General features: G+C 67.1%; 28 protein-coding genes and 2 riboswitches. Of the genes, 12 read left to right on the top strand and 16 right to left on the bottom strand.

All coding sequences use genetic code 11. From position 1 onward, the window contains the following. Positions 1-3 precede the first annotated feature (3 nt). The 3 genes from ACSFA7_RS02825 (at position 4) to ACSFA7_RS02815 (ending at position 2,573) form a co-directional block, all read left to right on the top strand. Entirely contained in the window at positions 4-1,296 is a 1,293-nt protein-coding gene (locus tag ACSFA7_RS02825; protein WP_435497971.1) for a TRAP transporter large permease, read from the top strand. Positions 1,297-1,374: 78 nt separating this feature from the next. Beyond that, on the top strand, positions 1,375-1,878 hold the full coding sequence (locus ACSFA7_RS02820) for a YybH family protein (protein ID WP_435497970.1): 504 nt from the start codon (positions 1,375-1,377) through the stop codon (positions 1,876-1,878). 119 nt (positions 1,879-1,997) lie between these two features. After that, positions 1,998-2,573 (top strand): hypothetical protein, encoded by a 576-nt coding sequence (locus ACSFA7_RS02815; protein WP_435497969.1) that lies wholly within the window; start codon positions 1,998-2,000, stop codon positions 2,571-2,573. A gap of 61 nt (positions 2,574-2,634) precedes the next feature. On the opposite strand, the gene ACSFA7_RS02810 is transcribed toward ACSFA7_RS02815, so the two are convergent. Together ACSFA7_RS02810 and ACSFA7_RS02805 are read right to left on the bottom strand one after the other, a co-directional pair. Further along, complete coding sequence (locus ACSFA7_RS02810) at positions 2,635-3,012, bottom strand: ankyrin repeat domain-containing protein (protein ID WP_435497968.1); 378 nt, start codon at positions 3,010-3,012, stop codon at positions 2,635-2,637. Between the two features lie 9 nt (positions 3,013-3,021). Further along, positions 3,022-3,450 (bottom strand): hypothetical protein, encoded by a 429-nt coding sequence (locus ACSFA7_RS02805; RefSeq protein ID WP_435497967.1) that lies wholly within the window; start codon positions 3,448-3,450, stop codon positions 3,022-3,024. Between the two features lie 182 nt (positions 3,451-3,632). Next, positions 3,633-3,707: riboswitch (glycine riboswitch) on the top strand. A gap of 20 nt (positions 3,708-3,727) precedes the next feature. Continuing rightward, positions 3,728-3,839, top strand: a riboswitch (glycine riboswitch). Positions 3,840-3,888: 49 nt separating this feature from the next. On the opposite strand from ACSFA7_RS02805, the gene gcvT reads away from it, so the two are divergent. Genes gcvT through ACSFA7_RS02785 form a run of 4 tightly spaced genes read left to right on the top strand, consistent with a single transcriptional unit; the run spans position 3,889 to position 9,178 of the window. Further along, a complete protein-coding gene (gene gcvT / locus ACSFA7_RS02800) occupies positions 3,889-5,058 on the top strand; it encodes a glycine cleavage system aminomethyltransferase GcvT (RefSeq protein ID WP_435497966.1) in 1,170 nt (389 codons plus the stop codon). A 41-nt stretch (positions 5,059-5,099) separates the two neighbouring features. Then, complete coding sequence (gcvH, locus tag ACSFA7_RS02795; RefSeq protein WP_435497965.1) at positions 5,100-5,471, top strand: glycine cleavage system protein GcvH; 372 nt, start codon at positions 5,100-5,102, stop codon at positions 5,469-5,471. A gap of 49 nt (positions 5,472-5,520) precedes the next feature. Next, on the top strand, positions 5,521-8,430 hold the full coding sequence (gene gcvP, locus ACSFA7_RS02790) for an aminomethyl-transferring glycine dehydrogenase (RefSeq protein WP_435497964.1): 2,910 nt from the start codon (positions 5,521-5,523) through the stop codon (positions 8,428-8,430). A gap of 16 nt (positions 8,431-8,446) precedes the next feature. Further along, entirely contained in the window at positions 8,447-9,178 is a 732-nt protein-coding gene (locus ACSFA7_RS02785; protein ID WP_435497963.1) for a Crp/Fnr family transcriptional regulator, read from the top strand. Here the strand turns inward: ACSFA7_RS02785 and ACSFA7_RS02780 are convergent. The 5 genes from ACSFA7_RS02780 to ACSFA7_RS02760 all read right to left on the bottom strand — a co-directional run bounded on the left by ACSFA7_RS02780 (position 9,121) and on the right by ACSFA7_RS02760 (position 13,979). After that, positions 9,121-10,707, bottom strand: coding sequence for an alpha/beta fold hydrolase (locus tag ACSFA7_RS02780; RefSeq protein WP_435497962.1), 1,587 nt, complete (start codon positions 10,705-10,707; stop codon positions 9,121-9,123). The two genes, ACSFA7_RS02785 and ACSFA7_RS02780, sit on opposite strands and share 58 nt — an antisense overlap. A 150-nt stretch (positions 10,708-10,857) precedes the next feature. After that, positions 10,858-11,106 (bottom strand): hypothetical protein, encoded by a 249-nt coding sequence (locus ACSFA7_RS02775; protein ID WP_435497961.1) that lies wholly within the window; start codon positions 11,104-11,106, stop codon positions 10,858-10,860. Between the two features lie 101 nt (positions 11,107-11,207). Next, positions 11,208-12,122, bottom strand: a complete 915-nt coding sequence (locus tag ACSFA7_RS02770) for a DUF3014 domain-containing protein (RefSeq protein WP_435497960.1) — start codon at positions 12,120-12,122, stop codon at positions 11,208-11,210. Between the two features lie 126 nt (positions 12,123-12,248). Next, positions 12,249-12,917, bottom strand: coding sequence for an alpha/beta hydrolase (locus ACSFA7_RS02765; RefSeq protein ID WP_435497959.1), 669 nt, complete (start codon positions 12,915-12,917; stop codon positions 12,249-12,251). A 9-nt stretch (positions 12,918-12,926) separates the two neighbouring features. Beyond that, positions 12,927-13,979 carry an NAD(P)H-dependent flavin oxidoreductase gene (locus ACSFA7_RS02760; protein WP_435497958.1) on the bottom strand — a complete coding sequence of 351 codons (1,053 nt, stop codon included), beginning with the start codon at positions 13,977-13,979 and terminating at the stop codon, positions 12,927-12,929. A 101-nt stretch (positions 13,980-14,080) separates the two neighbouring features. Here ACSFA7_RS02760 and ACSFA7_RS02755 point away from each other — a divergent pair, with 101 nt between their 5' ends. Beyond that, the gene (locus ACSFA7_RS02755; protein ID WP_435497957.1) at positions 14,081-15,088 is read left to right on the top strand and encodes a hypothetical protein; all 1,008 of its coding nucleotides are present in this window, start codon (positions 14,081-14,083) and stop codon (positions 15,086-15,088) included. Between the two features lie 28 nt (positions 15,089-15,116). On the opposite strand, the gene ACSFA7_RS02750 is transcribed toward ACSFA7_RS02755, so the two are convergent. From ACSFA7_RS02750 to ACSFA7_RS02740, 3 genes are all read right to left on the bottom strand, one after another. Beyond that, on the bottom strand, positions 15,117-15,401 hold the full coding sequence (locus tag ACSFA7_RS02750; protein ID WP_435497956.1) for a hypothetical protein: 285 nt from the start codon (positions 15,399-15,401) through the stop codon (positions 15,117-15,119). Beyond that, on the bottom strand, positions 15,398-16,699 hold the full coding sequence (locus ACSFA7_RS02745) for a UDP-N-acetylglucosamine 1-carboxyvinyltransferase (protein WP_435497955.1): 1,302 nt from the start codon (positions 16,697-16,699) through the stop codon (positions 15,398-15,400). Before ACSFA7_RS02745 ends, ACSFA7_RS02750 begins: the two co-directional genes overlap by 4 nt. Before the next feature lie 151 nt (positions 16,700-16,850). Next, positions 16,851-17,702, bottom strand: a complete 852-nt coding sequence (locus ACSFA7_RS02740; protein WP_435497954.1) for a hypothetical protein — start codon at positions 17,700-17,702, stop codon at positions 16,851-16,853. 152 nt (positions 17,703-17,854) lie between these two features. Between ACSFA7_RS02740 and ACSFA7_RS02735 the strand changes: the two genes are divergently transcribed. Beyond that, the gene (locus ACSFA7_RS02735; protein ID WP_435497953.1) at positions 17,855-18,832 is read left to right on the top strand and encodes a Bug family tripartite tricarboxylate transporter substrate binding protein; all 978 of its coding nucleotides are present in this window, start codon (positions 17,855-17,857) and stop codon (positions 18,830-18,832) included. 22 nt (positions 18,833-18,854) lie between these two features. On the opposite strand, the gene ACSFA7_RS02730 is transcribed toward ACSFA7_RS02735, so the two are convergent. The 4 genes from ACSFA7_RS02730 to ACSFA7_RS02715 form a co-directional block, all read right to left on the bottom strand. Further along, on the bottom strand, positions 18,855-19,241 hold the full coding sequence (locus ACSFA7_RS02730; RefSeq protein ID WP_435497952.1) for a VOC family protein: 387 nt from the start codon (positions 19,239-19,241) through the stop codon (positions 18,855-18,857). A 10-nt stretch (positions 19,242-19,251) separates the two neighbouring features. Beyond that, a complete protein-coding gene (locus ACSFA7_RS02725) occupies positions 19,252-19,710 on the bottom strand; it encodes a helix-turn-helix transcriptional regulator (protein WP_435497951.1) in 459 nt (152 codons plus the stop codon). Continuing rightward, on the bottom strand, positions 19,707-20,294 hold the full coding sequence (locus tag ACSFA7_RS02720) for a GNAT family N-acetyltransferase (RefSeq protein WP_435497950.1): 588 nt from the start codon (positions 20,292-20,294) through the stop codon (positions 19,707-19,709). The genes ACSFA7_RS02725 and ACSFA7_RS02720 overlap by 4 nt, the downstream gene beginning before the upstream one ends. 85 nt (positions 20,295-20,379) lie before the next feature. After that, positions 20,380-21,651: an acyl-CoA thioesterase/bile acid-CoA:amino acid N-acyltransferase family protein gene (locus tag ACSFA7_RS02715; protein WP_435497949.1), complete on the bottom strand. Its 1,272-nt coding sequence runs from the start codon at positions 21,649-21,651 to the stop codon at positions 20,380-20,382. 228 nt (positions 21,652-21,879) lie between these two features. Here ACSFA7_RS02715 and ACSFA7_RS02710 point away from each other — a divergent pair, with 228 nt between their 5' ends. Beyond that, positions 21,880-22,464, top strand: a complete 585-nt coding sequence (locus tag ACSFA7_RS02710; protein WP_435497948.1) for a class I SAM-dependent methyltransferase — start codon at positions 21,880-21,882, stop codon at positions 22,462-22,464. Positions 22,465-22,556: 92 nt separating this feature from the next. Here ACSFA7_RS02710 and ACSFA7_RS02705 read toward each other — a convergent pair whose 3' ends face one another. Then, positions 22,557-23,204: a hypothetical protein gene (locus ACSFA7_RS02705; protein ID WP_435497947.1), complete on the bottom strand. Its 648-nt coding sequence runs from the start codon at positions 23,202-23,204 to the stop codon at positions 22,557-22,559. A gap of 266 nt (positions 23,205-23,470) precedes the next feature. On the opposite strand from ACSFA7_RS02705, the gene ACSFA7_RS02700 reads away from it, so the two are divergent. After that, positions 23,471-25,141 (top strand): AAA family ATPase, encoded by a 1,671-nt coding sequence (locus tag ACSFA7_RS02700; protein ID WP_435497946.1) that lies wholly within the window; start codon positions 23,471-23,473, stop codon positions 25,139-25,141. Continuing rightward, entirely contained in the window at positions 25,138-25,845 is a 708-nt protein-coding gene (locus tag ACSFA7_RS02695; RefSeq protein WP_435497945.1) for an alpha/beta hydrolase, read from the top strand. The genes ACSFA7_RS02700 and ACSFA7_RS02695 overlap by 4 nt, the downstream gene beginning before the upstream one ends. On the opposite strand, the gene ACSFA7_RS02690 is transcribed toward ACSFA7_RS02695, so the two are convergent. Next, complete coding sequence (locus ACSFA7_RS02690) at positions 25,823-26,596, bottom strand: tRNA-uridine aminocarboxypropyltransferase (RefSeq protein ID WP_435497944.1); 774 nt, start codon at positions 26,594-26,596, stop codon at positions 25,823-25,825. The two genes, ACSFA7_RS02695 and ACSFA7_RS02690, sit on opposite strands and share 23 nt — an antisense overlap. Positions 26,597-26,603: the final 7 nt, after the last annotated feature.

The raw sequence follows: 26,603 nt of genomic DNA, 5'->3' as shown, positions 1-26,603 counted from the left end.
ACCATGGATGCCAGCATCGTTCTCATCGTCTCGGCCTGCATTTTCCTGGCCATCGGCGTGCCCGTGGCCTTTGCGCTCGGGCTCTCCACCGTCACCACGCTCATCCTTGCGGAGAACTATCCGCTGATGGTGTTGCTGAAGGAAACCTTCACCGGCATCGACAGCTTTCCGTTGATGGCCGTGCCGTTCTTCATCCTCGCGGCCGAGCTCATGAGCGGCGGCTCGCTCACCGAGGTGCTGCTGCGCTTCGCGGGCCAGTTCGTCGGCCACCGGCGCGGGGGCCTGGGCTACACCAACGTGGTGTCGCTCACCTTCTTCTCGGGCATCTCGGGCTCGGCGCTGGCCGATGCGGCGGGGCCGGGGTCGATGCTCATCAAGATGATGGACAAGGCCGGCTACGACCGCTCGTACGCGGCGGCGCTCACGGCTTCCACCGCGATCGTGGGGCCGATCATTCCGCCCTCGATCATCATGATCATCTATGCGCTGCAGGACGAGAGCGTGTCGGTGGGCACGCTGTTCGCGGCCGGCATCCTGCCGGGCATCCTGATCGCGGTGGCGATGTGCGTGGTGAACTTCTACGTCTCGAAAAAGCGCAACTACAAGGGCGACGGTCAGACGCCGCCGCTGCGCGAGATTCTCATCACGACCTGGAAGGCGATTCCCGCCATCCTCTTGCCGGTGGTCATCCTGGGCGGCATGCGCGCCGGCTGGTTCACGCCGACCGAAGCCTCGGTGGTGGCGGTGTTCTATGCGCTGGTGTGCGGCAAGTTCGTCTACCGCACGCTCGAGTGGAAGATGCTGCCCGACATCCTCTCGCGCTCGGCCCTGCTCTCGGCCTCGGTGCTGATCATCATCGGCCTGTCGGCCTCGTTCGCGTGGGTGCTGACCATCGAGGGCATTCCGCAGCAGATGGCCGAGTGGCTCATCAGCATGAACCTCTCGCCGTGGATGTTCCTGATCATCGTCAACGTGTTCCTGCTCTTGTTCGGCATCTTCATCGAGCCGCTGCCGGGCGTGATGGTGCTGGCGCCGATCCTCGCGCCGGTGGCGATCAAGCTGGGCGTGGACCCGGTGCACTTCGCGATGATCGTGATCTTCAACCTCACGCTCGGCATGATCACGCCGCCGGTGGGTGGGCTCTTGTTCGTGACTTGCAACGTGTCGAAGGTGCCGATGTCGGCGCTGGTGAAGGAGCTGGTGCCGTTCCTGTGGGCGCACGGCGCAGTGCTGATGATCCTGACCTTCGTGCCTGCGCTGAGCACCTGGCTGCCGCGGGCGCTGGGGTTCAAGTAGCGGGGCCGGTGTTTGTGCAACGGTTCGCTGCCAGAATCGGCGCCACGCCAACAAACCAACATCCGAGGGAACCGCACCATGAACCGACTCGCCACCTGCCTGCTCGCCGCAGGACTGCTGTCCACGGCCGCGCTGGCTGCCACGCCCGCCACCCCGGCCGCAAAACCACCGGCACCTGCCGCATCGGCGGCTGCTGCGGCAACCCCGGCACCAGCGGCCGCCCCCGCGCAGGCGCCCAGCGCGGGCATCGCCGAAGTCGAAACCGCCGTGCGCGCCTGGGCCGACGCTTGGTCGGCTCGCGACGTGGATCGCTACCTCGCGGCCTACGCCCCCGACTTCACGCCGGCCAAGAAGCAGGACAAGAAGCACTGGGAAGCCGAGCGCCGCACCCGCATTTCGAACAAGTCGAAGATCAGCGTGACGGTCGACGACCTCGTCATCAGCGTCAACGGCCAGACCGCCAGTGCGCGCTTCAAGCAGGTCTACGTCGCAGACAAGCTCAAGAGCACCGACCGCAAGACGCTGGAACTGCAGCGCGTGGGCGACAAGTGGCTGATCCGCAAGGAAAGCACCGGCGCCTGAGGATTCGAGCGTCCGCCGGGCCGGCGGCGGTGATTTCCCCTGTAAGGCAAACAGGTTCATGAAGATGTCACCGCTTGCAACGATGCTGCAGCCTTCGATCTCCGAAAGCTGTGGCCGCCATGTTTCCCACCAAGACCGACAAGGCACGCGACGAACTCCAGGGAGGGCAGCGCACGCTCAGCCAGCGTGAACGCGCCCTGCTGCTGATGGCCGACGGCCGACGCTCGCTGACCGATTTCAGCCCGCTGTTCGCGAACCGCATCGAGGCGGAGCAGGCGATCCTGGCGCTGGTGAGCAAGGGGTATCTGCAGGACGCGCGGCCGGCCGCGCCTGTCGCGGCGCCCGCCGCGGCCCCATCGGCGCAGCCGCCCACGGCGAGCGCCCCGCCCGAGCCGGTGCCCGCGGCCAACCCGATCCAGCTCACGACCACGGCCGACAACTTCGACGGCAAGCGCTCGCTGGCCACCACGCGGATGTTCCTGTTCGACATCTGCGAGCGCATGTTCGTGCGGCGCGACCCGAAGTTCGCCCTGCAGATGCGCGACGCCCTGCGCGAAGCCCGCGACCGCGAGGCGATGCTGACCATTGCTGCGCTGATGCTCAGCGAAATCGAGAAGACGGCCGGCGCCGAGCGGGCCGAATCGCTGCGCGAGCGCATCGAGCGGCTGCTGCCGCCGGCGGAAGTGGTGCATTGACGCTGCATCTGCGCTTCCACTTCTGACGATCTGGCATCTCCCGGACACCGTGAAGATTCGGTCAGATTTTTCTGGATTTGATTTCTACTTTCTCGGGCGGACCATCGTCCACCATGACCCATTCCAGACGGTCGTTGAATATCTCGCGATATCGGTCATTGTTCGAGACATTGGCCTCGTTCATTTGATCCGGCATATCCCGGGCGCAAATTCCACTCCTGTTTGGCGTGCTGAACTCAACCCGGCAATGAGCAATCAGCAAAACCTCTATCGCACGAACTTCCGTGGTCTTGTTGTGGCGGGCAGCAATATGCAGCAAGGTATCTCCACATATGTCCACGGCTTTTGCATTTCCATTCAGATCATGTTTGAAAAAATGATGAACTGCGTCGACGTCGCCGGCAATGATCGCCGGCGTGATGGCTGCAAAACTTGGCATTGAATGCCATCAGCCGTTATTAACGTGGTCGCCACCTGCCGCGAGCTTTTCGTAGGCCTTGCTCTTGTCCGGCGCGCCTTCGAGCGCGGCGATGAGCCACGGTGGTTGCCGGCCTTTTGTTCCGCCTGTCCAGGTCGCGCTGGAATTGGGATCCTTGTAGACGGTGCCCTTCACATAGGCCTTGGCTTCCGATACACGACTGCCATTGGGTGAACGCGTACGTTTTGCTTCCGATTTGTCGTAGGGGTCGAGCGCGGATTTGCCCTCCGCAATGCTGAAGCCGGCTGCTTCGAGTTTCTTCGCATAGGCATCGGCCAGCACCTTCAATTCTTCTCCGCGCTTGGCCTGCAATGCCAGTTCCAGTTGGGCCCGTTCATCGTCCATTTCCTGGATGCGCTTCTGGATATCCGCGAAGCTCATATTTCTGGCATCTGTCATTCTTTGCGTTCCTTTGGGGATGTGTTGATGTGCCCAATATGCTAGTGCCAAAAGAAGAGGCTCACCAGACGGATTTGTCCAAGCCTTGGTGCGGTTTTGCCGCACCGCACTGATGACACCGAAATCCCGCGCAAACGTCTTGAGCTCCGACGTCGGGCGATTCGTCCACTACACTCGGCAGGGTCAGGAGAGAGCCCCGCGCGACGGGGCCGCCGAAGGCGCAGGGGATCCCCGAACGCTCAGGCAAAAGGACTGACAAGGCGCCGGTTCACACCGGCGTTTCCTTGCTGGAGAGAGGCCGTTGCATGCTTGCATTGCACCGGCCCACCGAAGGAGCAAACCCCGATCGTGGGGCGAATCTCTCAGGTAAAGCGGACAGCAGGGGTGGCCCGTGGCGTTGCAGCCATGGATTTCGACTGCCCCTTTGGAGTGCCTCCGGTGACTTCTCCCGCTTCCGACGCCCAACTTCTCAAGACACCGCTGTACGACCTCCACGTGGAGCTCGGTGCCCGCATGGTGCCCTTCGCCGGCTATTCGATGCCCGTGCAGTACCCCTCCGGTTTGATGGCCGAGCACAAGCACACGCGCGATGCGGCCGGCCTTTTCGATATTTCCCACATGGGCCAGCTGCGCCTGGTCGGCCCCGACGCCGCCGCCGCCTTCGAAACCCTGATGCCCGTCGACGTGATCGACCTGCCCGCCGGCAAGCAGCGCTACGGCCTGCTGCTGAACGACGAGGGCGGCATCCTGGACGACCTGATGTTCTTCAACGAGGGCCACGGCTCGATCTTCGTGATCGTGAACGGCGCCTGCAAGGCGGCGGACATCGCGCACATCCAGCAGAAGATCGGCACGCGCTGCGAGGTGCAGCCCCTGCCCGACCACGCGCTGCTCGCGCTGCAGGGCCCGCAGGCCGCAGCCACGCTGGCGCGCCTTTCGCCCGGCATCGAGCGCTTCGTGTTCATGACGGGCGGTGCGGTGCAGATCGGCGGCATCCCGGCCTTCGTCACGCGCAGCGGCTACACGGGTGAGGACGGCTTCGAAATCTCCGTGGCCGGCAAGGATGCCGACGCCCTCGCCCGCCTGCTGCTGGCGCAGCCCGAGGTCAAGCCCATCGGCCTGGGCGCGCGCAACTCGCTGCGGCTGGAAGCGGGCCTCTGCCTCTACGGCAACGACATCGACACCACCACCACGCCCGTCGAAGCCTCGCTCAACTGGGCGATGCAGAAGGTGCGCCGTGCGGGCGGTGCGCGCGAAGGCGGTTTCCCGGGCGCGGCAAAGATCCTCGCCCAGCTCGCTGCCACCACCGCAGGCGCGGCCGGCCACACCGACCACGACACCCTCAAGCGCAAGCGCGTCGGCCTCGTCGCGCTGGAACGCATTCCGGTGCGCGACGGCACGGTGCTGCAATCCTTCGAAGGCCAGGACATCGGCATCGTCACCAGCGGCCTGCTCGGCCCGAGTGCCGACCGTTGCGTCGCGATGGGCTACGTGGCCACCGCGTTCTCCGAGCCCGGCACGCGCGTGCAGGCCATCGTGCGCGGCAAGCCGGTGCCGATGGAAGTCTCGACCATGCCCTTTGTGCCGACCCGCTACTACCGCGGCTAGGCTCTGCCACTTATTCAATTTTTTCCACGAGGAGTTTTCCCATGAGCATCAAGTACACCAAGGACCATGAGTGGGTCTCGGCCGAAGGCGGCGCTGCCACCGTCGGCATCACCGTGCACGCGCAGGACGCGCTGGGCGACGTCGTGTTCGTCGACCTGCCCGAAGTCGGCAAGACCTTCGCGCAGGGCGAAGTCGCCGGTGTCGTCGAATCGGTGAAGGCCGCGGCCGATGTGTTCATGCCCGTCTCGGGCGAGATCACCGAAGTGAACGAAGCGCTGCGCGCCGACCCGTCGCTCGCCAACAGCGACCCGCTGGCCAGCGGCTGGTTCTTCAAGGTCAAGCTGAGCGAGCCCGCGCAGTTCGACGCCTTGCTCGACGCCGCTTCTTACGACAAGTTCGCAGCCGAATCCTGATCCACCGCGTTCCCCCGCCTTTCCTTCTTCTCCTCAAGCCTTCACCGCCATGCCGATTCCCGCCCTTCCCTCTTTGCAAGAACTAGAGAACGCCGAAGAATTCCTCGCCCGCCACATCGGCATCGATGCGGCGGACGAGGCACGCATGCTGCCGGTGATCGGCTCGGAAACGCGGGCGGAGCTCATCGACGGCATCGTGCCCGCGGCCATCCGCCGTGCGAAGCCGATGCGCCTGCCCGCACCGGTGACCGAGGCCGAGGCGCTGGCCGAGCTGAAGGCGATGGCGTCGAAGAACAAGGTGTTTAAGAGCTTCATCGGCCAGGGCTACTACGGCACGCACACGCCGGGCGTGATCTTGCGCAACGTGCTGGAGAACCCCGCCTGGTACACCGCCTACACGCCCTACCAGGCCGAGATTTCGCAGGGCCGCATGGAGGCGCTCCTCAACTTCCAGACGATGGTGTGCGACCTCACGGGCATGGCCATCGCCAACGCGTCGATGCTGGACGAAGCCACGGCCGCGGCCGAGGCGATGACGCTCGCCAAGCGCAGCGTGAAAAGCAAGAGCAACGTGTTCCTGGTCTCGGGCGACTGCCATCCGCAGACCATCGAGGTCATCAAGACGCGCGCCGCGCCGCTGGGCATCGAGGTCAAGGTGAGCACCGCCTCCGAGACGTTGCCGCACCTCATGGTGAGCGGCGAATTCTTCGGCGTGCTCGCGCAGTACCCCGCCACCACCGGCCATGTGCACGACCTGCGTCCGCTCGCGGGCCACGCCCACCAATGCGACGCCGCCTTCTGCGTGGCGGCCGACCTGCTCGCGCTGACGCTGCTCGCGCCCCCCGGCGAATGGGATGCCGACATCGTCTGCGGCACCACGCAGCGCTTCGGCATGCCGCTGTGCAACGGCGGCCCGCACGCCGCGTACCTGGCCTGCCGCGATTCGTTCAAGCGCTCGCTGCCGGGCCGCCTCGTCGGCGTGAGCGTCGACAGCCACGGCCAACCCGCCTACCGCCTCGCGCTGCAAACGCGCGAGCAGCACATCCGCCGCGAGAAGGCCACCTCCAACATCTGTACCGCGCAGGTGCTGCCGGCCGTCGTGGCCAGCATGTACGCCGTGTACCACGGGCCCGACGGGCTCACGCGCATCGCGCAGCGCGTGGCGGCGCTCACGGCGATCCTCTCGAAGGGCCTGTCGCAGATGGGCCGCGAGCCGGTCAACACCACCGCATTCGACTCGCTCACGATCCGCACCGGCGACGACACCGCCGCGATCATCGAGCGCGCGCAGGCCGGCGGCGTCAACCTGCGCCAGCGGCTGCAGCAGCACCTGGGCATCTCGCTGGACGAGACCACGACGCGCGCCGACATCGAAACCCTGTGGGCGCTGTTCGTTCCCGCCGGCACCGCGATGCCGCGCTTCGACGACCTGGCCACCCACACCACGCCGCTGATTCCCGAAGACCTGCGCCGCAGCAGCGCCTTCCTCACGCATCCGGTGTTCAACACGCACAAGAGCGAGACCGCGATGCTGCGCTACATCCGCAGCCTCTCGGACAAGGACCTCGCGCTCGACCGCAGCATGATCCCGCTGGGCAGCTGCACGATGAAGCTCAACGCGACCAGCGAGATGATCCCGATCACCTGGCCCGAGTTTGCGAACATCCACCCTTTCGCGCCCGCCGAGCAGCAGCTGGGCTACGCGCAGCTCGATGCGCAACTGCGCGCATGGCTGTGCGAAGCGACCGGCTACGCGGGCATCAGCCTGCAGCCGAACGCGGGCTCGCAGGGCGAGTACGCGGGCCTGCTGGCCATCCGCTCGTTCCATGAAGCCAAGGGCCAGGGCCACCGCAACATCTGCTTGATTCCCTCGTCGGCCCACGGCACCAACCCCGCGAGCGCCCAGATGGTGGGCCTGCAGGTGGTGGTGACGGCCTGTGACGCGCAGGGCAACGTCGACATGGACGACCTGAAGCGCGCCTGCGAGAAGCACAGCGCCCACCTGGCCGCGGTGATGATCACCTACCCCAGCACGCACGGCGTGTTCGAGACGCGCGTGAAGGAGCTCTGTGAGCTCGTGCACGAACACGGCGGCCGCGTGTACGTGGACGGCGCCAACATGAACGCGCTGGTCGGCGTGGCCGCACCGGGCGAATTCGGCGGCGACGTGAGCCACCTGAACCTGCACAAGACCTTCTGCATTCCGCACGGCGGCGGCGGGCCGGGCGTGGGTCCGGTCTGCGTGGTCGAAGACCTCGTGCCGTACCTGCCGGGCCATGCGACGGCCGGCGTCGCATCGAACGGCGTCGGCGCCGTTTCAGCCGCGCCGCTGGGCAACGCGGCCGTGCTGCCGATCAGCTGGATGTATTGCCGCATGATGGGCGCCAAGGGCCTGCAGGCCGCGACCGAGACCGCGATCCTGAGCGCCAACTACATCAGCGCGCGCCTGAAGGACCACTACCCCACGCTGTACGCAAGCCCCAACGGGCATGTCGCGCACGAATGCATCCTGGACCTGCGCCCGCTCAAGGACACCAGCGGCGTCACCGCCGAAGACGTCGCCAAGCGCCTCATCGACTACGGCTTCCACGCGCCCACGCTGAGCTTCCCCGTGCCCGGCACGCTGATGGTGGAGCCCACCGAGAGCGAACCGCTGGCCGAACTCGACCGCTTCATCGACGCGATGATCGCGATCCGCGGCGAGATCCGCCGCATCGAAGAAGGCGTGTGGCCCAAGGAAGACAACCCGCTCAAGCACGCACCGCACACCGCGGCCAGCCTGCTCGGCACGGAGTGGAGCCACCCGTACTCGCGCGAACTCGGCGCGTTCCCGCTGGCCGAACTCAAGCTGGCCAAGTACTGGCCGCCGATCGGCCGCGTGGACAACGTGTACGGCGACCGCAACCTGTTCTGCAGCTGCGTGCCGGTGGGCGACTACAAGGAAACCGAAGAGGCCTGAGACGCCCGAGGCGCCCATGAACGCGGACGAGGTCGCCTCGCTCAAGTCGCGCTGGCGCGGCTGCGTGTGGGCCCACACGCTGAGCGACGACGAAGGCGCGGCATTGCTGCCGCAACTGCGCTTTGTCGAACTCGCCGCGGGCCAGGCCATCTGGCACCGCGGCGGCCCCGCCGAGCATTGGATCGGCATGGGGCGCGGCAGCATGAAGCTGTGCACCACCTCGGCCTCGGGCAAGGCCGTGACCTTCATGGGACAGGCCTTCAGCTGGGTCGGCGAGGTCGAGCTGCTGCAGGACGCACCGCGCTTCTGCGACGCGGTGACACTGTCCGAAGCGGTGGTCATCAAGCTGCCCAAGGCCGCGTTCTTCCATCTGCTCGACACCAACCCCGCGTTCAACCGCTTCGTGCTGCGGCTGATGAGCGAACGGCTCACGCAATCGATGGCCGTCACGCTGTCGGACCGCACGCTGGAGCCCATCGCCAAGGTGGCACAGATCCTGGCCCTGCTGTTCAGCCCCTCGGCCTTTCCGCCGCGCTCGCTGGAGCTGCGCGTGTCGCAGGCCGAGCTGGCGAGCTACTGCAACATGTCGCGCCCGCGGCTGAACGCGGCCCTGCGGCAACTCGAATCCGAAGGGCTCGTCGAACTCGGCTACCAGGTCGTCACGCTGACGCAGCTCGATGCGCTGCGCACCTACTGCGGCAGCGCATCGGTGGCGAGCGGCAGCCACATGCGGCCCGAGACTGCGTAGGCGTTGCCGGCAACGATGCCGGCCACCGGTGCGCCCGAGGTGGACGCGGGCGCCCATACATACTGCGGGTGCGTCGCGAACAACGCCACGCCCAGCTCGTCGCCCGGCTGCATGCGCGCGGCCACGCCACCGAGCGCGATGCGCTGGCGGCCTGGCGGCACGGGCACCACCTGGTCGGACAGCAACACCACTTCGCCGCCGCGCCGCCGCAGTGCAAGGCCGACCAGTGCCACGCCGGGACCGGCCTTGCCCTGCACCTCGAGCTCGGCCTCGGGCACACCGGCCAGCACGGCACCGGCGCCCTGGCGCGCCAGCGCATCGACGGACAGCGGAACGAACCGGGGGCCCGCTGTCGTCGCGGGCACGTCGGTCAGCGGAAGCGCTGCGCCGACCTGCGCCGCGACAGGCGCCGTGCCCGTGTAGGCGGTGCCGTCGTCCAGCGCGATGCACAGGCGCGGCACCGACGCGAGCCCCGCATCCACGACATCCCGCAGCTTGGCGTCGAGCCAGGTCGCCATGGCCGCCATTGCATCGACGTCGCCGCAGCGCGCCGGCTTGTCGCGCTGCCCTGCGCGCGGATTCACATGGCCGGAGCGCAGCACCATGAGCCGCACGTCGCCGCCACCGGATTTCAGGTAACGCCAGTTGCGCAGGCCCTCCTCCATGTCGAACAGCACGTCTTCGCTGGCCTGCACGACCAGTGCGTCGACACGCCGCACCGGCTGCCCGGCCCAGCTTGCGCCCGAGGGGCCGTGGGCTTGGTACGCGTCGCGCAGCCGCGCCGCGTCGGCGCCCAGGTCGTTCCATGCCCAGGCGCCCGGCCTGGGCGCCGTGTCGCACAGCGGCCGCAGCAGGCCGCCGTCGCGCACCTTGCCGCGCTGGGCCATGAAGCATTCGAACTGCACGAAGCCTTCCTTCAACACACCTTGCGGCGCGAGCGCGTGCTGCAGGTCGTACCAGGTCATCGATGGAATCACGGCGGTGATGCGCGGCTCCCGCTGCGCGAGCTGCATCTGGTAGCCGCCACCGTAGGAGCCGCCGATGGTCCCTATGCGCGCGCGGCCATCGGCGCCCTTGCGCAGCGGCAGTTCGCGTTCCGCCCAGTCGACGAGGCTGCGGATATCGGCGATCTCGGCCTCGGGGTCCATGATGCGGCTGTCGCCGCCGCTGTCGCCGTGGCCGCGGTGGTCGAAGCTGATGACGGCATAGCCACGTTCCACCAGCGTGGGCACCAGGCGATCGAGCCGCGACCAGTAGCTTGCTGACGGGTCGGTGTCGCGCGGCGGCATGGCCTGCAGGCGCCCGAGGCCGAAGCCGCTCGCATGCAGCACCAGCGGGTAGCCGCCTTCCGGTTGGCGATCGGGCAGGAAGAGCGTGAATGCGACCTTGGTGCCGGCGGTGCCTTGCGCCAACGGATCGGCCACCGGCGACTGCACCGAAAGCTGCTGGACCGTTGCTGCCTGCGCAGAGAGCGCAGCACCGAACAGTGCCGCCGCGCACAGTGTCGCGGCCCGGATGATCGCCTTCATTTTTTTCCCTCGTTGCGTGTCTTGTCTCGAAGCACGCAACTCTAGGAACGAAGGCGGCGCGCCAGTGTCCCCGCTGGAACAAAGGCCGCGGCCAGGGCCGTGACCGGTTACGGCGGCTTCTTCTTCGCCATGGCGACCGCGCCCCTGCGGTCAGGCATCACGGCGATAGATCGCCCACCTCACCGTCAGGATGTCCGCTGCGATCTTCGCGGCGTTGACGCCCGCGTAGCTTTCGGACGGATTGAATTCGAAAGCCGCCTGGTACCGCTTGACCTGCGCGTAGTCGCGGTCGAAGGTCATCGGGCCCATGAGTTCCGCGGGATCGACGCCCGTGGGCAGCGCGAGGAATTTCTCCGGATCGGTGGCACTCTGGTAGAGGTCGACGCTCATCGGGTTCATATGCTTGTCCTCGTAATTTGAGAACCGATAGTCCCCGGCCCCGGCGCCGCGCGCAATCGGCCCGCGCCTACACAGCGCGCCGGATCAGACCCGATCAGCGTTCAGGGCTGTTTCTTCTTAGCCAGTTCGCCCGTGGCGATCTGCTGGCGGAAACCGCGCAGGCTGGCCTTCACCTTGCGCTCGTTCTCCGGCCCCATGCGCACCATGATCTTCTGGCCCGAGGACATCGCCTCCAGCTTCGGATCGACGTACTCGTAGCGCACCCACGGCCGCGTCGAGGGCACGTCGCCCTTCACCTCGACCAGCCGCACCTGCACCGGGCCACTCGGCTCGGGCGCCTGCAGCAGGTGGTCGATCACCGCGATGAGCCGGTCGTTGAAGTAGCGTCCCGGAAAGCCCAGCTCTTCATACGCCTTCTGGAACAGCGGATAGAGCTTGGCGTACACCGTCGCCGCCTTGGCCGGATCGACCGTCTCGGCGATCAGCACCATGCCGTTGTAGCGCGCCGCGTTGTTCGCCGCGATGGTCTGCGTGCCGCCCTGCGGCCCGTCGGTGATGAAGCGCTGCCCAGTGGGCTGCACCGGCCATGCGCTGGCGGGCGCCTGTTCGCGCGCGAGGTTGTCGACCGTGGCGACAAAGCGCCGCACGATGCCGTCGGAGCGCAGATGTTCGGAAGCGTTCTTGCCGCCGATCAGCTCGGCCAGCGCCTTCATCACGCGCGAATCGGATTCCGCGAGCGCCGGCAGGGCGGCATCGGGCGGCGCAAGCGCATCGACAGGGTTCTGCGGGCCCGTGGGCTCGGTGGCGGCGGGCGGCGTCGTGGGTCCGTCGTTGGGCGCGGTGGCCACCGGCGTGGGCTCGGGCGGTTTCTGCTGTTGCTGGTACCAGCGCCAGCCGAAGAACGCGGCCACCAGTACCACGAGGCCGATGGCGACGATCATGCCGATCGGCGTTTCGCGGCGGGGTCTGAATTCGGGGGCATCGTCCCTGGAGCCGGGGGAGTCGTTGTCGGTCATGGCGGCACTTTCCTTTTGCTGAAGGCTGTGTGATGCAGGAGACCGGTCGATGTTGCATCAATCGGCACCGCGTCACGCCACAAGCTCGTAACGCCTTGTGACGCCGCGCGAAGGTTCAGCGAAGGTTCAGGCCGGCGCGCTGAGCGACTGCAGCCACGCGATCGTGCCCTGCAGCTCGGCCGGGCGGATCTCGTGCGCGCCCGGAAAGTCCGAGCCCGACAACGCCAGCGGCAGCGTGCGCGCCAGCTCGCGCGTGGCCGCTGCGGCGGCCGGCGGAATCACGTTGTCGGCGCTGCCATGGCTCACCCACAGCGCCTTGCCCTCGAAGGCCTCGGGCGGTGCGATGTGCGGCACCACCTGCGCGAGCAGCCGGCTGTGCCACACCATCGCGGCGCGCAGCTTCGCGGGCTGCGTGAGCAGGAGCGACAGCGCCATGATCCCGCCCTGGCTGAAACCGCCCACCACGATGCGCTCGGGCGGCACGCCCAGTTGCTGCGCGGCCGAGTCGATCATCTCGCCGACGAGGAAGCGGCTTTCGCGCTCCTGCTCTTCATCGATGCGGCGCCCGCCATCGGGCAGCACCTCGAACTCGAACCACGCATAGGCATCGGGCGACAGCACATACGGCGCGCGCAGGCTCAGCACATGGAACTGCGGCGGCATCAGCCGCGCGAGGCCGAACAGATCCTGCTCGTTGCTGCCGACGCCATGCATCAGCACCAGCAACCAGGGCTCGCGCACGTTGGCCTGTGCGCTGTGTTCGAGAAACTTGAGGGGCAGGTGAAGCTGGGTCATTGAAGTCGTTCAGAGGGATGCTTGAAAACCTTGGGCCAGCGCGCGGGTCACTTCGGCCGACGACACCTCGCGGCAGCCGGTGGCGTTCTGCCCCGACCAGAGCGGCGTGAAGTCGCCGCTGCCCGCGGCTTCGGCCTTGGCGCGCAACGGCGCGATGCCCGAGGTGGCGAGCGGAAACTCAGGCGCGGCCGCGCCGATGGGCCCCAGTTCGCGCATCACGCGATTGACGATGCCACGCGCCGGCCGGCCGGTGAAGAGATTGGTGAGCGCGGTGTGGCGCGCGGCTTCGCTCTTGAGCGCCGCGCGGTGAATCGCGCTCGTCGTGGCCTCGGGCGTCAGCATGTAGGCGGTGCCGACCTGCACGCCGGCCGCGCCCAGCGCCATGGCCGCGGCCACGCCGTTCGCATCGGCGATGCCGCCCGCCGCGATCACCGGCACTTTCAGCGCGCGCACCAGTTGCGGCAGCAGTGCGAAGGTGCCGAGTTGCTTCGTGAGATCGTGGGAGAGAAAGTGGCCGCGGTGCCCGCCAGCCTCGAGCCCCTGCGCGATGACCGCATCGGCGCCATGCGCTTCGAGCCACAGCGCCTCTTCGACCGTAGTTGCCGAAGCCAGCACCTTCGCGCCCCAGCCACGCACCCGCGCGAGCAGCTCCGCGGACGGCAGCCCGAAATGAAAGCTCACCACCGGCGGCTTGAACTCGGCCAGCAGGTCGGCCACCTCGGCGCTGAAGGGATTGCGGCCCGGCCCGGTCGGGATGCTCGCCGCATCGATGCCGTACTCGACGTAGTACGGCGCGAGCGCGGCGCGCCATGTGGCCTCGCGCTCGGTGTTCGGCACGGGCGGCGTGTGGCAGAAGAAGTTGACGTTGTAGGGCTTGTCGGTGCCGGCACGGATCGCCGCGAGTTCGCTGCGCATCACGTCGGGGCTCAGCATGGCGCAGGGCAGCGAGCCGAGCCCGCCCGCGTTGCTGACCGCGATGGCCATCGCGCTGACCTGGATGCCTGCCATCGGCGCCTGGATGAGTGGGAGTTCAGTGCCCAGGAGTTGCTGCAGCGTCGTCATTCGAATGCTCCTTCTGTGTCGAATGCCGGCGATTGTCTCGCCAAGCCGCAGGGCGCTGTGGCGGCGGGGTCATCGCGGCATGGCTTGGCACAATCGCGCGCATGCCCAGCCCGACCTTCTCCCTGCCCCGCCCGTCGAAGCCGCTGCGGCGCGCCGTCGCCGTCGCCATCGCCACTGCCGGGCTCTTCGTGCTCGGCGGCTGTCCGCAGAAAGAAGCGGCCGTCGGGGCGGCGCCCGAGGCATCGCCCACCCCGGCCAGTGCAGCCCTACCCCCGGCTGCACGTACGGCACCGGCGCCTCGCCCCACCGTCTCCGCCACGCTCAAGCGCGCAGAACTGCTGGCGCTGGTGTTCCCCGATTCGCAAGGCCCGCAGGCGGCAGCGGACACGCCCGACACCGTGCGCCTGCCCGAGATCGGCAACGACGGCAAGCAGGTCGCAGGCAGCGACGGCGAACGCAAGGCGCAGGTGTCGGCGCGCGAGGTGGTGCGCCTGGACGACAGGCACGCCGTCATGCTCACCGAGAACCTGCCCCTGGACGACCAGGGCCAGCCGATGAACGGCCACCCCGAAGGCGCCTGGCTCGGCGCCTACTTCTTCGAGCAGGGTCCCGACGGGTGGAAGCTCACCGGCCGCAACGACGCGGTCGACTACCAGGGCTTCATGGGCAACCTCGGCGAGACGAAGGTGGAGCATCTGACAACCGGCCAGTTCGTGATGACCCTCACCAACGGCAGCTGCTGGCAGGGCAACTGCGCCCAGTGGCTGTCAGTCTTTTCGCTGGAGACGGACAGGGTGCGCGCAATGGTCAGGGGCATTCCGCTTTCGGCCGTCAACGAGGGCGCCGACGAAGCCTGCGAGAAACTGCTCAAGGCCGAGCGGCCGGAAGCACCGCCGCGCAACGCGTGCTACGACATCAGCGGCCGGCTGGCCTTCGCGCCCGGTGCAGAGGGCGACGAAAAAGGCGAGATGCACATCGCCTTCAGCGGCAAGCGCACCAATGGCACCAAGGACCCGGCAGTGCGCACGGTCAACACCACGCTCGTGTACGTCAATCGCAATGGGGCGTATGTGCTGCGCCAGGGGCGCAATCCGGTGCCGTCGTTCTGACGGAGGGGCATCCGGAGGCCCCTACCGCCTACGGGCGTGCAGCCGCCTTCGACCGGTCGTGTGCCCGGGCACGAAACGCCAGCCACGCCATGCCGCCGAACAGCACGGCGAAAACGGCCAGCGGCATCACGCCCTTCCATGCGGCGCCCACGGCCAGCAAGTCCTTGAGCGCGAGCAACGGAAGCAGCGGAAAGGCAAGCAGCACCGCGACCACGGGCACATGCGCATGCGGCGGAAAAAAGACGGCCGACGCCGCCGCCATCGCGAAGCTCGCCACCAGATAGGACAGCAGCAGCCTGAGCGCGAGCTTCACTCCTCGCTCGTCCACTCCACCTGCACGCCCAGGCTGCGCAGGTTCTCCACGAAGCGCGGATGCGCGCGGCGGATCGGCGTCGCGTTGCGGATCTCCGAGCGCCCTTCGATGCTCGCCGCCACCATGAAGAGCGCGATCGCCACGCGGATGATGTACGGGCTCTCGACCACCGCAGGCGTCAGCGGATTGCCGCCGAAGGTGATGAGCCGGTGCGGGTCCGACGAGAACACGTGGGCGCCGAACTTGGAGAGCTCGCCGGTCCAGCCCAGCGCGCCGTCGTAGACCTTGTTCCAGAACATCGCGTTGCCCTGCGCACGCACGCCCAGCGCGATGAAGATCGGCAACAGGTCCACCGGGAAATAGGGCCACGGCGCCGCCTCCACCTTGGTGAGCACATTGCTCGTGAACGGCGTCTGCACCTTCAGCGGGCCGGTTCGGATGGCGCGCGACCAGCCGTCCGCGTGCTCGATGCGCACGCCGAACTTCGCGAAGGTGCGGTCCAGCAGCGGAAAGTTCGCGGGCGCGCTGTTGCGCACGATCACGTCGCCGTCGGTGATGGCGCCGAGCGCGAGAAAGGTGGTGATCTCGTGGAAGTCTTCGTCGAAGCGGAACTCGCCGCCGGCGAGCGCGCTGCCGCCATGCACCGTCACGCGCGAGGTGCCGATGCCTTCGATGCGCACGCCGATCATCGCCATGAAGCGGCAGAACTCCTGCACATGCGGCTCCGAGGCGGCGTTGGTGAGCGTGGAGGTGCCGTCCGCGGCGGCGGCGCACAGCACGAAGTTCTCGGTGGTGGTGACCGAGGCGTAGTCGAGCCAGTGGTCGGTGGGCGTGAGGCGCCCGGCGCTGCGCACGAGCAGCGAGCCTTCGGTGCGCTCCACCTGGCCGCCGAAGCGCTGGAACACTTCGACGTGCGGATCGATCTCGCGCACGCCCAGCGTGCAGCCCTTGACGTTGTCTTCCAGCCGCGCGACGCCAAAGCGCGCGAGCAGCGGCGGCACCAGCATGATCGACGAGCGCATCTCCTCGGGCAGGCGGTGCAGCGCGGCGTCGAACGCGGTTTCGCGGTGGTGCAGTTCGAGCGTGCCGGTGGCGTGGTCCATCTGCACGTCGCTGCCGAGGGTGCGGAAGATGTCCAGGATCTTGCGCACGTCGGTGATGTCGGGCACGCCGAGCAATCGCAGCGGCTCGTTGGTGAGCAAGGTGGCGCAGAGCACCGGCAGCACGGCGTTCTTGTTGGCGGAAGGGGTGATGCGGCCGCGAAGCGGCGTGCCGCCGTGCACGATGAGGTTGGACATGGAGGTGCGGGAACGGAAACGAGAGTGATCGAGGGAGAAGTCGCGGAGCGACCGGGTCACGGGACTTTACCGTCAGCAGATGGTCCCCAAGGCCAGGGAGTTGTAAGAACTTGCCGGGCGCCCGGATGCGGACGGGCTCGAATCCGGCGGCTCAGGGCGCTCGAAGCTCGATCCGGCCGTAGCCTGTCTTCACTGTCTCCCGCCAATTGACTTCCTCCAGCGGCAGGTACATGCCGGCGTCGATCAGCCATGCGAAGCGGGTTCGCTCCACGTTCTCGACATTGGCCTTGTGGTCACAAGACACCGGGAGGTAGTCGCCCGGCAGTGCCGCATTCAGCCCCTTGGCCGGCAATGGATTCGCGCCGACCCTGCAGGTGACCATGGTATCGATGGTGACCTGCTTGTTGGAGCTGACGACGTTGCCTTCGGACCGCACCTGCCGCTCGCTCTCGGTACGGTATTCGAAGCTGCCGCCGGGCGTCGGGCCGCACACCTTCATCGGGTCGCCGATGAATTTCGACAGCCTGACGCGATGCCGGTATTGCTCGCTTTCCGTCACGGTGATGGGCACGAATACGGCGCCGGCCTGAAGCATCCTTGTTCCCTTGAAGTTGCTGTCCAGCGCGTATTCGCTGGCCAGCATCACCATGCCGCACAGGCTGGTGTTGCGGAACTTGGCGCGGGCATTGTCATCACCGCTTTTGCTCCGGTAGATGTCGATGCCGGTCGCTCCCAGGATCAGGTCGTCGTGCCAGCCCGTCGTGATCCGCTGGCGCACCCTGGTCTCGATCAAGCCGAGATTTCCGCGTCTGTCGATCTCCTGCGCGTTCTCCAGGACTGCGATCACATAGGTGGGCGGTCTGAGTTTTGTGGGCGCCGAGACGGACTTTCGGACCGCATCGGAAACGAAAAGCGGCATGTCGCCCTCGATGTTGCGGCCGGGGCGGGACACACAACCAGCCAGCAGGCCGACGCAGACCGAAGTCACCAGCAAGGCGCGCAAGGCGGAAAGAACAGAGCAAACGGTCATCCGGCTTTATAGGGGCCGAGGTGTGCTTCCGCTACTACGGAGATCGGTGGGACGCCTCATTTGTCCGGCAACCCCGACTCGGCACGAAACCTGCAGGACGCCCCAACCACGAAACGAGCCGCCACATGCCCACCACCCGATCCCTCCTCTCAGCGCTCGGCGCCGTCTCCGCCCTTCTCCTGTCCACGCCCTCCCCGGCACAGGACGCCTACCCCAACCGCCCCGTGAAGGTCATCGTCGCGCTGCCGGCCGGCGGCAGCGTGGACATGGTGGCGCGGCTGGTCAGCCAGCAGCTTGCGGCCGACCTGGGCCAGCCCTTCGTGGTCGACAACAAGGCCGGCGCTTCCGGCCAGATCGGCACGCCGCTGGTCGCGCGCGCGGCGCCCGACGGCTACACGCTCATGGTCTCGCCCGCCTCGTTCCTCACCACCAACAAGAGCATCTTCAAGACGCTGCCCTACAACCCGGAGACCGACTTCGCCCCGGTCACCAAGCTGGTCAACCAGGCCATGGTGCTGGTGGTGCGCGACAAGGCGCGCTTTGGCACCGTCGCCGACGTGCTGGCGGCAGCGAAGGCCAACCCCGGCAAGCTGACCTACGCATCCTCGGGCGACGGCAGCCCGCAGCACCTGGCGGGCCTCATGTTCGAGAGCCGCACCGGCGCGCGGCTGCTGCACATTCCCTACAAGGGCGGCGCGCCCGCGATCACCGACCTCATCGGCGGCGTCGTGGACATGGTGTTCGCCCCGCTCCCGGAGGCGCTGCCGCACATCCGGGGCGGCAAGCTGCACGCCGTCGGCGTGCTGAGCGACAAGCGCGCGGTGTCGGCGCCCGAGATTCCGACGCTGCGCGAAGGCGGCGTCGACGGCGTGGTGCTGTCGGCATGGATCGGCCTGCTGGCCCCGGCGAAGACGCCGCGGCCGATCCTGGAGCGGCTCGACAAGTCCGTGAAGGCGCTGCTGCGGGGCGACGCGAGGGCGAGGCTGCTGGAGGTGGGCATGGAGCCGGCGCCCGACGATGCCAAGCCGCTGGGGCAGGTCATTGCGGAAGAGATCCGGGTGCACGCGGAGCTGGTGAAGGCTGCGGGGCTGGTGCCGCAGTAGGAGCGGCTGCCTGCACTCCCCTTTACTTGCGGTGCTGGTAGATCTGGATCAGGTTGCCGCAGGTGTCCGCGAAGATCGCCAGCCTGACCGCGCCCGCGTCAGACGGGTCCATCGTGAAGCGCACGCCCTGCTCCCGCAGGCGCTTCGCCTCCGAATCGATGTCGTCGCACTCGAAAGCCGTCGCCGGGATGCCCTGGCTCATCAGCGCCTGCTGGTACGCGAGCGCCGCGGGGTTGGCATTGGGTTCGAGCGAGAGTTCGGTGTCGCCGCCTTCGGGCGACTTCACCGAGAGCCACTTGTAGCGGCCCATCGGCATCTCCTGGCTCTTCACGAAGCCGAGGACCTGCGTGTAGAAGGCCAGGGCCTTGTCCTGGTCGTCGACGAAGAGGCTGGTGAGGTTGATGCGCATGGTGGTCGGGTCAGTGGTGAGGAGGTGCGGAGCCGCCATCCTGCACCACGCGACCGGGCGCGACTTTGCCGAAATTGAGGTCGCTCGCATGGGCCTCGTTCATGAGCGCGACGCAGCCCAACGGCGCGACGAAGCGCTTCGCCGTTCGCCGGTACACGCGCGGCGGCATGCCGAAATGCCGGGTGAAGAGGCGCGAAAAACTCCCCACGTTGTCGAAGCCCAGTGCGAGGCCGATCTGCGTGGCCGGCTCGTCGCTGGCCAGGAGCCATTCGCTCGCACGCTGCAGGCGGGCGCGTGTGCGGCACTGCAAGGGCGTTTCGCCGAAGAGCGCGTTGAACTGGGTGATGAAGTGCGAGGTCGACAGGCCCGCCTCGCGCGCCAGCAGCGCCACGCTGGCCGGCGGCTCCAGTTCAAACTGGAGGCGGCTGCGGGCGTGGCACATGCGGCGCAGGAGGTCGGGGGTGATCATGGAGAAGGGGCGCGGTATTCGTGGCGCAGCAGCGAGAGTTGCAAGAGGTCGCGATGCTCGCCTCCCCAGAAGCCCGCCTGCCGCTGAACTCCTTCTTCGACGAAGCCAAGTCGCTTCAGGAGCTTCAGCGAAGCGGCGTTTTCCGGATGGACCTGCGCTTCGATGCGATTCAACGCCATCGATTCGAACCCCCACGCCAGCGCAGCCCGCAGCGCCTCGGTCATCAGGCCGCCGCCCCAGGTATCGCGTGCGAGTTCGTAGCCCAAGGTGCAGCTTTTCCAGTTCCTGTTCCAGCGGAACAGGCCGCATGTGCCGATGAACCGGTGGTCTTGATCGCGCTCTATCGCCCATCGGGTCCCCAGGACCGGTGGCTTTCGCCAATTCGCGAACATCTTCACCAGCTGCTCGGCCTCCGGCAGGCTTGTGATCGGATCGTTTCCGAACCAGCGCATGGCCTCGCGGTCGCCGTGGATGGCGAGCAAGGAGGCTGCGTCGGTCGGGATGATCTCGCGCAGGGTGAGGCGGGGGGTTGTCAGGGAGGGGAAGGTTTCGGCTGGTGCTTCTGCGGCATCGGAATTTGTCATGGCAGGTTGCTCCCAGTTTTTCTCAACCGACGCGGCGGCATGCGGAGTCGGTGCGACGGAATTCTGCTGTCATCCACGATGGCCTCTACAAGTTGTCCCGCAAGAAGGCGAGCATCTTCCGCCAGGAATCCTCACGCGCACGGGCCGTGCCGACTGGTGAACCACCGAGGTCTTGGTCTTCACCGGATACAGGATGCTTGAATCGCGTCGACATGGTGGAGACATTCGGCCAGCCCAGACTGTGACCGGCGTCGGGGTAAGACAAGTGTTCGACGGGGTGATTGAACCCCTTCCGCTCGAAGCGAATCATTGCGAATTCGCTCAATGGCGCAGAAGGCCAGATCTTGTCGTCCCGGGCGCTGATCAACAGCACGGGCCCGTTGATGTTCTCCACGCGGATGGAGGTTGCTTCCACGACCGCCTCATCCTGAAGCGGAATGAAATACCAGTCAAAGCTGTCGGGGTCGACGCGGCCTTGCGAAACGGCGAGGTTCCACGCTTCCAGGGGCATGACATCGGCATGCGGCACGTCCTTGCCATCCATCGTCCAGGCCGAGTGCCCGCTCGGCGGATAGGCGGGCCAGACGATGCCGCTTGCGACGTACGCCACCACGGCCCGAACGGAGGGAAAGGTCGACGCCAACAGAAGCGCCAATTCCCCGCCTCTGGATGCGCCGCTCACGGCGATGCGATCGGGGTCAACCTTTTCCTGCTGTGCCAGCCAGGCGATGGCCTTGTCGAAGTACTCCAGAGGAATTCGGTCCAAGGTAGGCGGCAGTCCCTCCAGGCCGAAGTAAGCCAGGGCCAATGCAACGTACCCGTGTGACGCCAACAATGCGGCCATTTCCGCTGACCACCGCACGCCACCTCCGGAACCACCCACGACCAGAACTGCGGGATGACGGCCGGATGCTTTCGGCTCGAACAAACTGCCCACAAGTCCCACCTCGTGCACCTTGCGCATCGCGACGGAGTCGTCGAAATAGCGCCTGCGGAATGTATGCGTGACAGGCTCCTCCGACTCGCTCTCGACGACGAGCAAAACGGCCATAGGGTCGTCCGCGCACCGATCTGCAAATGGCACCGCCGACGCTGGTTGCGATGAGCGGGACCAGAACAATCCCATGGCATCTGCGCCCGTGTAGTCACCGGACCCGGGTGCATCACGCGCCAGGTCCACATCACCCGTAGTTGCTGCGTGAAAGCTCGCGTGAGAGGCAAGCACGGTTCCTTCGGCACCAGCGCTCAGCGCCCGCAGTGTTATCTGTTGGCCGGGTGCCAGCCCGTTCACTGTGATGCGCAAGGCTTCGTCCAACAGGCATTCAGCGGGGAGTGGACCGAAGGAGATGGAAGGCATTGGTATGGTTGTGCCGGTGCTGCAGATGTCCGATTTCTCTGCTGTAGATGAACGACTTCTCTTTACCGGATTCTGCCGCACCATGCCCCCAGCAGAGCGCCCTCTCGCCCGCCTCAATAGACTGTTCCCATGCCCCAACCCAACACCCCTTTCAGCGACGCATCCGCCCTCCGCGACTACGCCGAGAAAACCGCCCGCATCGTTCCCGGCCTGCACGACCTGCAGAAGATGGCCGCCCTGCTGGTCGCAGAACGTGCGCCCGAATCGGCCAACGTGCTGGTCATCGGCGCCGGTGGCGGCATGGAATTGGCGGCGCTCGCACAGGCGCATCCGCACTGGCAATTCGTCGGTGTCGATCCATCGCAACCCATGCTCGACCTGGCGGCGGCGGCGCTCGGCCCGCTTGCTGCGCGAGCCCAGTTGCACCTCGGCTACACCGACACATCGCCCACTGGCCCGTTCGATGCCGCGACCTGCCTGCTGACGATGCACTTCATCACCATCGACGAAAGAAGATCGACGCTGAAGGAAATCCATCGCCGCTTGAAGCCCGGGGCGCCTTTTGTCATGGCACATCTCAGTTTTCCCCAGGCGGAGGAAGAGCGGGCGCTGTGGCTCTCGCGGTATGCGGCTTTCGCCATCGCTTCGGGCGTCGAACCGGCGAACGCGCGCAAGGCAGCATCTGCCATCGGTTCGACGCTGCCGCTGCTCGGCCCGGAGGAAGAGGAAGAATTGCTTCGAGAAGCCGGCTTCGCGAACGTGCGGGTGTTCTACGCCGGCATGGCGTTCAGGGGCTGGGTGTCGCAAGCTTGAGCGGGGTGAGGGGACCTGGCGGAACCGCAGAAGCCGGGAGGCAAGCCGCTGCCATCGATGATTGAACGAGAAAGCGAGGCGGCCCGCCCCGCCTACAGTTCGAGCCACTCCCAGCGCTTGTAGGCCCACTCGTATTTGCCGCATCCATAGGACACCACGGTGTCGATGGCCTCATCGACGCCGACGGGCTCGGCGCTGCGGTAGTGCGCGCCCCCGGCGACCAGCTGGTGCTCCAGGTGAAAGCCCTTCGAATCGGCGTACAGCTGCATGTACGTTCCGCCGCGCCGTTCGATGATCGCGAATGCGGCCGCATTGTCTTGCAGCCGCGGAATCCAGTGGCGGATGTTGGCCTCGCTCGCCGCCTCCGACACACCGAAGTCGGGGCTGTCCAGCATGGGCACCTGGTACTCCGCGCCGATGTCAAAAAGAAGATGCTCCTGCGCGATCAACGCGCCGCGTCTGACGATGGCGATGAAGAAGCAATCGGGCAGGTCCAGCGGCACATGCACCAGCAGCGCATCGTGCGCCTTGGCGCGACGCACGAAAACCCGCGCCAGCTCGGGTGCAGTCCACGCCGTCAATCGCAGCGATTCGCGAAGGCTGCCCGCCAGCGCCACGGCATTGCGCTTGACGGCGTCTCTCGCGGCGTGATCCTCCGTGCCGCCCTCGAGCAGGTCGAGGTACTCGTGCAGTTGCACGAGCCTTGAAGGAGGTTGCTTCGGTTTGCGCGAGAAGAACATGGGGATGCGACTCTCGTTGGGCGAGACGGATGGAGACGGCCTGGAGGCGCATTGTCGATTCGCACGGCGTCAGTGCACACACGCTTTTGCAGGTGCCGCGGGCCATCCCGATCGCCGTTGTTGCACACCCGCCACGAAGCGCCTCCGGCAAAAAGGCGGAGAAAACCTCGCAACAGCTGCGAAGCCGCAAGACCCGCCGGCTTGACCTGGGTCAAGCGCTCGCAGCGCCCCCATGGCTAGCATCGAAGACCACACGAGGAGACACCGTGGAACTCGAGATACCGGAAATGCTGGCCGCTGTACTGCAGGGTCAGGTCGGCGCGCAGTCGCCGCTTGGCCTGCAGTTGGGTGGGTATGGCGCCGGCAGCGGCGTGCGCATCGTGTCCAGCCAGCATTTCGACGGCGAATCGCTCAACCTGCTCTTCCAGCTGGGCATGGGCGCCGGCGCGCGCGACCTGGTGTTCCAGTTGCTCGCGCTGGACAACCTCAACGGCGAACCGCTCGCGCGACCGATCCCGAGCCTGGAGCTGATGGTGCCGGCCCTGATCGAGTGGCTGCGCCGCGACCTCATCGACGGCTGGCTCTACCAGCGCGGCAAGGACGGCGCGTTGCTGCCCTGGCTGGTGCACACGGTGCGCCTGGTGAAGCCGACGGACGGCGAGGCGTATGTGCTGGTGGGCTTGCTGGCCAACACGCTGCAGGCGGCCGGCCGCGAGCCGCCCACCGAGCCGCGGCTGCGCTTCTCGGGCATGACCTGGGGCCTGAGCTTCTACGCGGAAGACCTGCCCGGCCGCACGCTGGCCGGCCTCTTCGCCGACCACGGCTTTCACAAGGAGTGCGCCGAGTTCAAGCGCGAGTACGACAAGCAGGTCGCGTGCTTCACCAGGCTGCAACCGCAGTTCGGCGCCCAGTTCACCGTCGATGGCTGCATCTGGACGGCGGGCGAAGGCCCGCGGGCCGGCATGTCGTGCCACCGGCTGCCCGAAGGCGCGACCGTGCGCTGCGTGAACGACGAAGAGCTGCTGCGGCGCCGCTTCGACCTGGCCGCCGATCCGCACTACTGGCGCGAGAGCGGCGTTGCCAGCGGGTTCGACCGCATTCCGCAGCACTGCTACCTGCACCTGTTTCATCTCGACTGGCACCGCAACGTCTGGGTGCATGCGCAGCATGTGCAGGCGTACACGTACCAGCCCAACCTGCGCGAGCGGCTGGTGCTGCCGCAGGCGCACCGCGACCTGATCGACATCCTCACGGCCGACCGCAGCTTCCTCGTGGAAGACGTGGTGCCCGGCAAGTCGGGCGGCACCACCATCCTGTGCAAGGGCGCACCGGGCCTGGGCAAGACGCTCACGGCCGAGGTCTATGCGGAGGTGGTGGGCAAGCCGCTGTACCGCGTGCATTCGGGCCAACTGGGCGTGACGGCCAACTCGGTCGAGGCCAGCCTCACGAAGATCCTGCAGCGCGCCGCGCGCTGGGATTGCGTGCTGCTGCTCGACGAAGCCGACGTGTACATCCGCCGGCGCGACAACGACCTGCAGCACAACGCCATCGTGGCCGAGTTCCTGCGCACGCTCGAATACTTCAGCGGCCTGCTCTTCATGACCACCAACCGCGACGGCGACATCGACGAGGCGATCCTCTCGCGCTGCATCGCGGTCATCGACTACCAGCCGCCGGGGCCGGACGATGCGCGGCGCCTCTGGTCCACGCTGTCGACGCAACTGGGCGTTGAGCTGCCGGGCACGGTGATCGACAGGCTGGTGGCGGACTATGCCGGCGCGAGCGGACGCGACATCAAGGAACTGCTCAAGCTCACCAGCAAGTACTGCCGCCGCAAGGAGCTGCCGCTGTCGACGCAGGCGTTCGCGCAGTGCGCGGTGTTCCGCGGCATTGCCTGCGCTTCGCAGACCGGCGCACGGACGAGGAACGACGAATGATCGATGCCAGCCTGCTGGGTGGCGCGCTCACCGGCCGCCTGGCCTTCCGGCCCGGCGCCCTGCCCGCTTCAGCCCCGCTGCCGCCAGGGCGCCACGGCCTCTCGTTCGCCGAAGGGCGCGAGGCCGTGCTGGTCGTACCGGAGGGCTTGCCCGTCGATGCACCGCTGCCGCTGCTGGTGATGTTCCACGGCGCGGGTGGCGAGGCCAACCGGGTGCTGCCGCATTTCGTGGCCCATGCGCGAGCCCGGAAATTTCTTCTGCTGGCACCGCAATCGATGTACCCGACGTGGGACATCGTGGTCGGCGGGCACGGGCCCGACCTGGAGCGGCTAGACGGCGCGCTCTCGACGGTGGCCGGGCACTTTTGCATCGACCCCGCGCGCCTCGGGTTCGCGGGCTTCTCCGATGGCGGCAGCTACGCCCTCTCGCTCGGCGTGACCAATGGCGATGTGGCGAGCCATGTGATCGGGTTGTCGGCGGGCTTCATGAACGCGTTCACGCAGACGGGAAAGCCGCGGGTGTTTCTGGCGCACGGCCGCTCCGACAGCCAGTTGCCCATCGAGACCAGCGCCCATCCGCACGCACGGCGGCTGCTGGAGAGCGGGCACGACCTGACGCTTCAGCCCTTCGACGGCGACCACGTCATCGTGCCGTGGGTGGTGGCGCGGGCGGTCGAGTTTTTCATGGGGTTGCAGGAGTCGTAGCACCCGCTTTCCCTTGGAGCAGCACGTCGCGCAGCCGCTGGTGCGCATCACCATCCCACACGATGGGCTGCTGGTTCTTCGCACGCAGATAGTGGTGCGTGAACACCGCCAGGTAGGCCTCCAGCGTTTGCTCGGCGAGGTGTTCGCCGGCCAGGCTCATGCACAGGGCGGCCACCTCGCTGGTGCAGAAATGGTCGTCGCGGCCGGAGCGGCGAAGCTTGTACTGCGATATCTGCTCCGGCTCCAGGCTCAGCACCGGCAGCGCGTCGAGGTACGGGCTTCTGCCGAACATCTTGCGGGCCTCGCCCCAGGTTCCGTCCAGCAGGATGAAGAGCGGGCGTTTCGCGGGCACGCCGTACAGCGAGTCACGCAACGGCAGGACGGTGTGCACCACGCGCTCGGGCGCCGCATATTGCCCGGGAAACACCACATAGGGTTGCCACTGCGGGTCGGCCAACAAGGCCAGCAGCGCGGGATCGGTTTCGGTGCGCGCCCAACCGAAGGCAAAGGTATCGGCCACCACATCGGCGATCAGCCAACCCGTGTTGGTCGGCTTGAGCGGCTCGATGTCGGCCATGAGAAGGCACACGCCCGCGCGCGTGTTCACCGACGGGCGCAAGGCGCACATGCAATGGCTGGGCAGCAGGCGGCAGCCCGCGCAGCGCTCGCGCTTGAAGCCACCGCGTGCGAGAAAGGGCTTGGCGCTTCGCGCCAGACGGGCGGCGCGAAGGAGGGAGACGGCGTGAGGCATGCGGGGA

The organism is Variovorax trehalosi (assembly GCF_051216415.1).
Lineage (GTDB): Bacteria > Pseudomonadota > Gammaproteobacteria > Burkholderiales > Burkholderiaceae_C > Variovorax.
This window is presented reverse-complemented; position numbering and strand designations above follow the sequence as displayed.

Bases quoted from the DNA above. Each gene is read 5' to 3' on its own strand.
- ACSFA7_RS02775 (WP_435497961.1), bottom strand. From the start codon at position 11,106: ATGAACCCGATGAGCGTCGACCTCTACCAGAGTGCCACCGATCCGGAG.
- ACSFA7_RS02730 (WP_435497952.1), bottom strand. From the start codon at position 19,241: ATGCGCATCAACCTCACCAGCCTCTTCGTCGACGACCAGGACAAGGCC.
- ACSFA7_RS02705 (WP_435497947.1), bottom strand. From the start codon at position 23,204: ATGTTCTTCTCGCGCAAACCGAAGCAACCTCCTTCAAGGCTCGTGCAA.
- ACSFA7_RS02735 (WP_435497953.1), top strand. From the start codon at position 17,855: ATGCCCACCACCCGATCCCTCCTCTCAGCGCTCGGCGCCGTCTCCGCC.
- ACSFA7_RS02825 (WP_435497971.1), top strand. From the start codon at position 4: ATGGATGCCAGCATCGTTCTCATCGTCTCGGCCTGCATTTTCCTGGCC.
- ACSFA7_RS02820 (WP_435497970.1), top strand. From the start codon at position 1,375: ATGAACCGACTCGCCACCTGCCTGCTCGCCGCAGGACTGCTGTCCACG.
- ACSFA7_RS02745 (WP_435497955.1), bottom strand. From the start codon at position 16,699: ATGTCCAACCTCATCGTGCACGGCGGCACGCCGCTTCGCGGCCGCATC.
- ACSFA7_RS02765 (WP_435497959.1), bottom strand. From the start codon at position 12,917: ATGACCCAGCTTCACCTGCCCCTCAAGTTTCTCGAACACAGCGCACAG.
- ACSFA7_RS02725 (WP_435497951.1), bottom strand. From the start codon at position 19,710: ATGATCACCCCCGACCTCCTGCGCCGCATGTGCCACGCCCGCAGCCGC.
- ACSFA7_RS02710 (WP_435497948.1), top strand. From the start codon at position 21,880: ATGGCCGCCCTGCTGGTCGCAGAACGTGCGCCCGAATCGGCCAACGTG.
- ACSFA7_RS02715 (WP_435497949.1), bottom strand. From the start codon at position 21,651: ATGCCTTCCATCTCCTTCGGTCCACTCCCCGCTGAATGCCTGTTGGAC.
- ACSFA7_RS02810 (WP_435497968.1), bottom strand. From the start codon at position 3,012: ATGCCAAGTTTTGCAGCCATCACGCCGGCGATCATTGCCGGCGACGTC.
- ACSFA7_RS02695 (WP_435497945.1), top strand. From the start codon at position 25,138: ATGATCGATGCCAGCCTGCTGGGTGGCGCGCTCACCGGCCGCCTGGCC.
- ACSFA7_RS02815 (WP_435497969.1), top strand. From the start codon at position 1,998: ATGTTTCCCACCAAGACCGACAAGGCACGCGACGAACTCCAGGGAGGG.
- ACSFA7_RS02720 (WP_435497950.1), bottom strand. From the start codon at position 20,294: ATGACAAATTCCGATGCCGCAGAAGCACCAGCCGAAACCTTCCCCTCC.
- gcvH (WP_435497965.1), top strand. From the start codon at position 5,100: ATGAGCATCAAGTACACCAAGGACCATGAGTGGGTCTCGGCCGAAGGC.
- gcvP (WP_435497964.1), top strand. From the start codon at position 5,521: ATGCCGATTCCCGCCCTTCCCTCTTTGCAAGAACTAGAGAACGCCGAA.
- ACSFA7_RS02780 (WP_435497962.1), bottom strand. From the start codon at position 10,707: ATGAAGGCGATCATCCGGGCCGCGACACTGTGCGCGGCGGCACTGTTC.
- ACSFA7_RS02760 (WP_435497958.1), bottom strand. From the start codon at position 13,979: ATGACGACGCTGCAGCAACTCCTGGGCACTGAACTCCCACTCATCCAG.
- ACSFA7_RS02690 (WP_435497944.1), bottom strand. From the start codon at position 26,596: ATGCCTCACGCCGTCTCCCTCCTTCGCGCCGCCCGTCTGGCGCGAAGC.
- ACSFA7_RS02805 (WP_435497967.1), bottom strand. From the start codon at position 3,450: ATGACAGATGCCAGAAATATGAGCTTCGCGGATATCCAGAAGCGCATC.
- ACSFA7_RS02755 (WP_435497957.1), top strand. From the start codon at position 14,081: ATGCCCAGCCCGACCTTCTCCCTGCCCCGCCCGTCGAAGCCGCTGCGG.
- ACSFA7_RS02770 (WP_435497960.1), bottom strand. From the start codon at position 12,122: ATGACCGACAACGACTCCCCCGGCTCCAGGGACGATGCCCCCGAATTC.
- ACSFA7_RS02785 (WP_435497963.1), top strand. From the start codon at position 8,447: ATGAACGCGGACGAGGTCGCCTCGCTCAAGTCGCGCTGGCGCGGCTGC.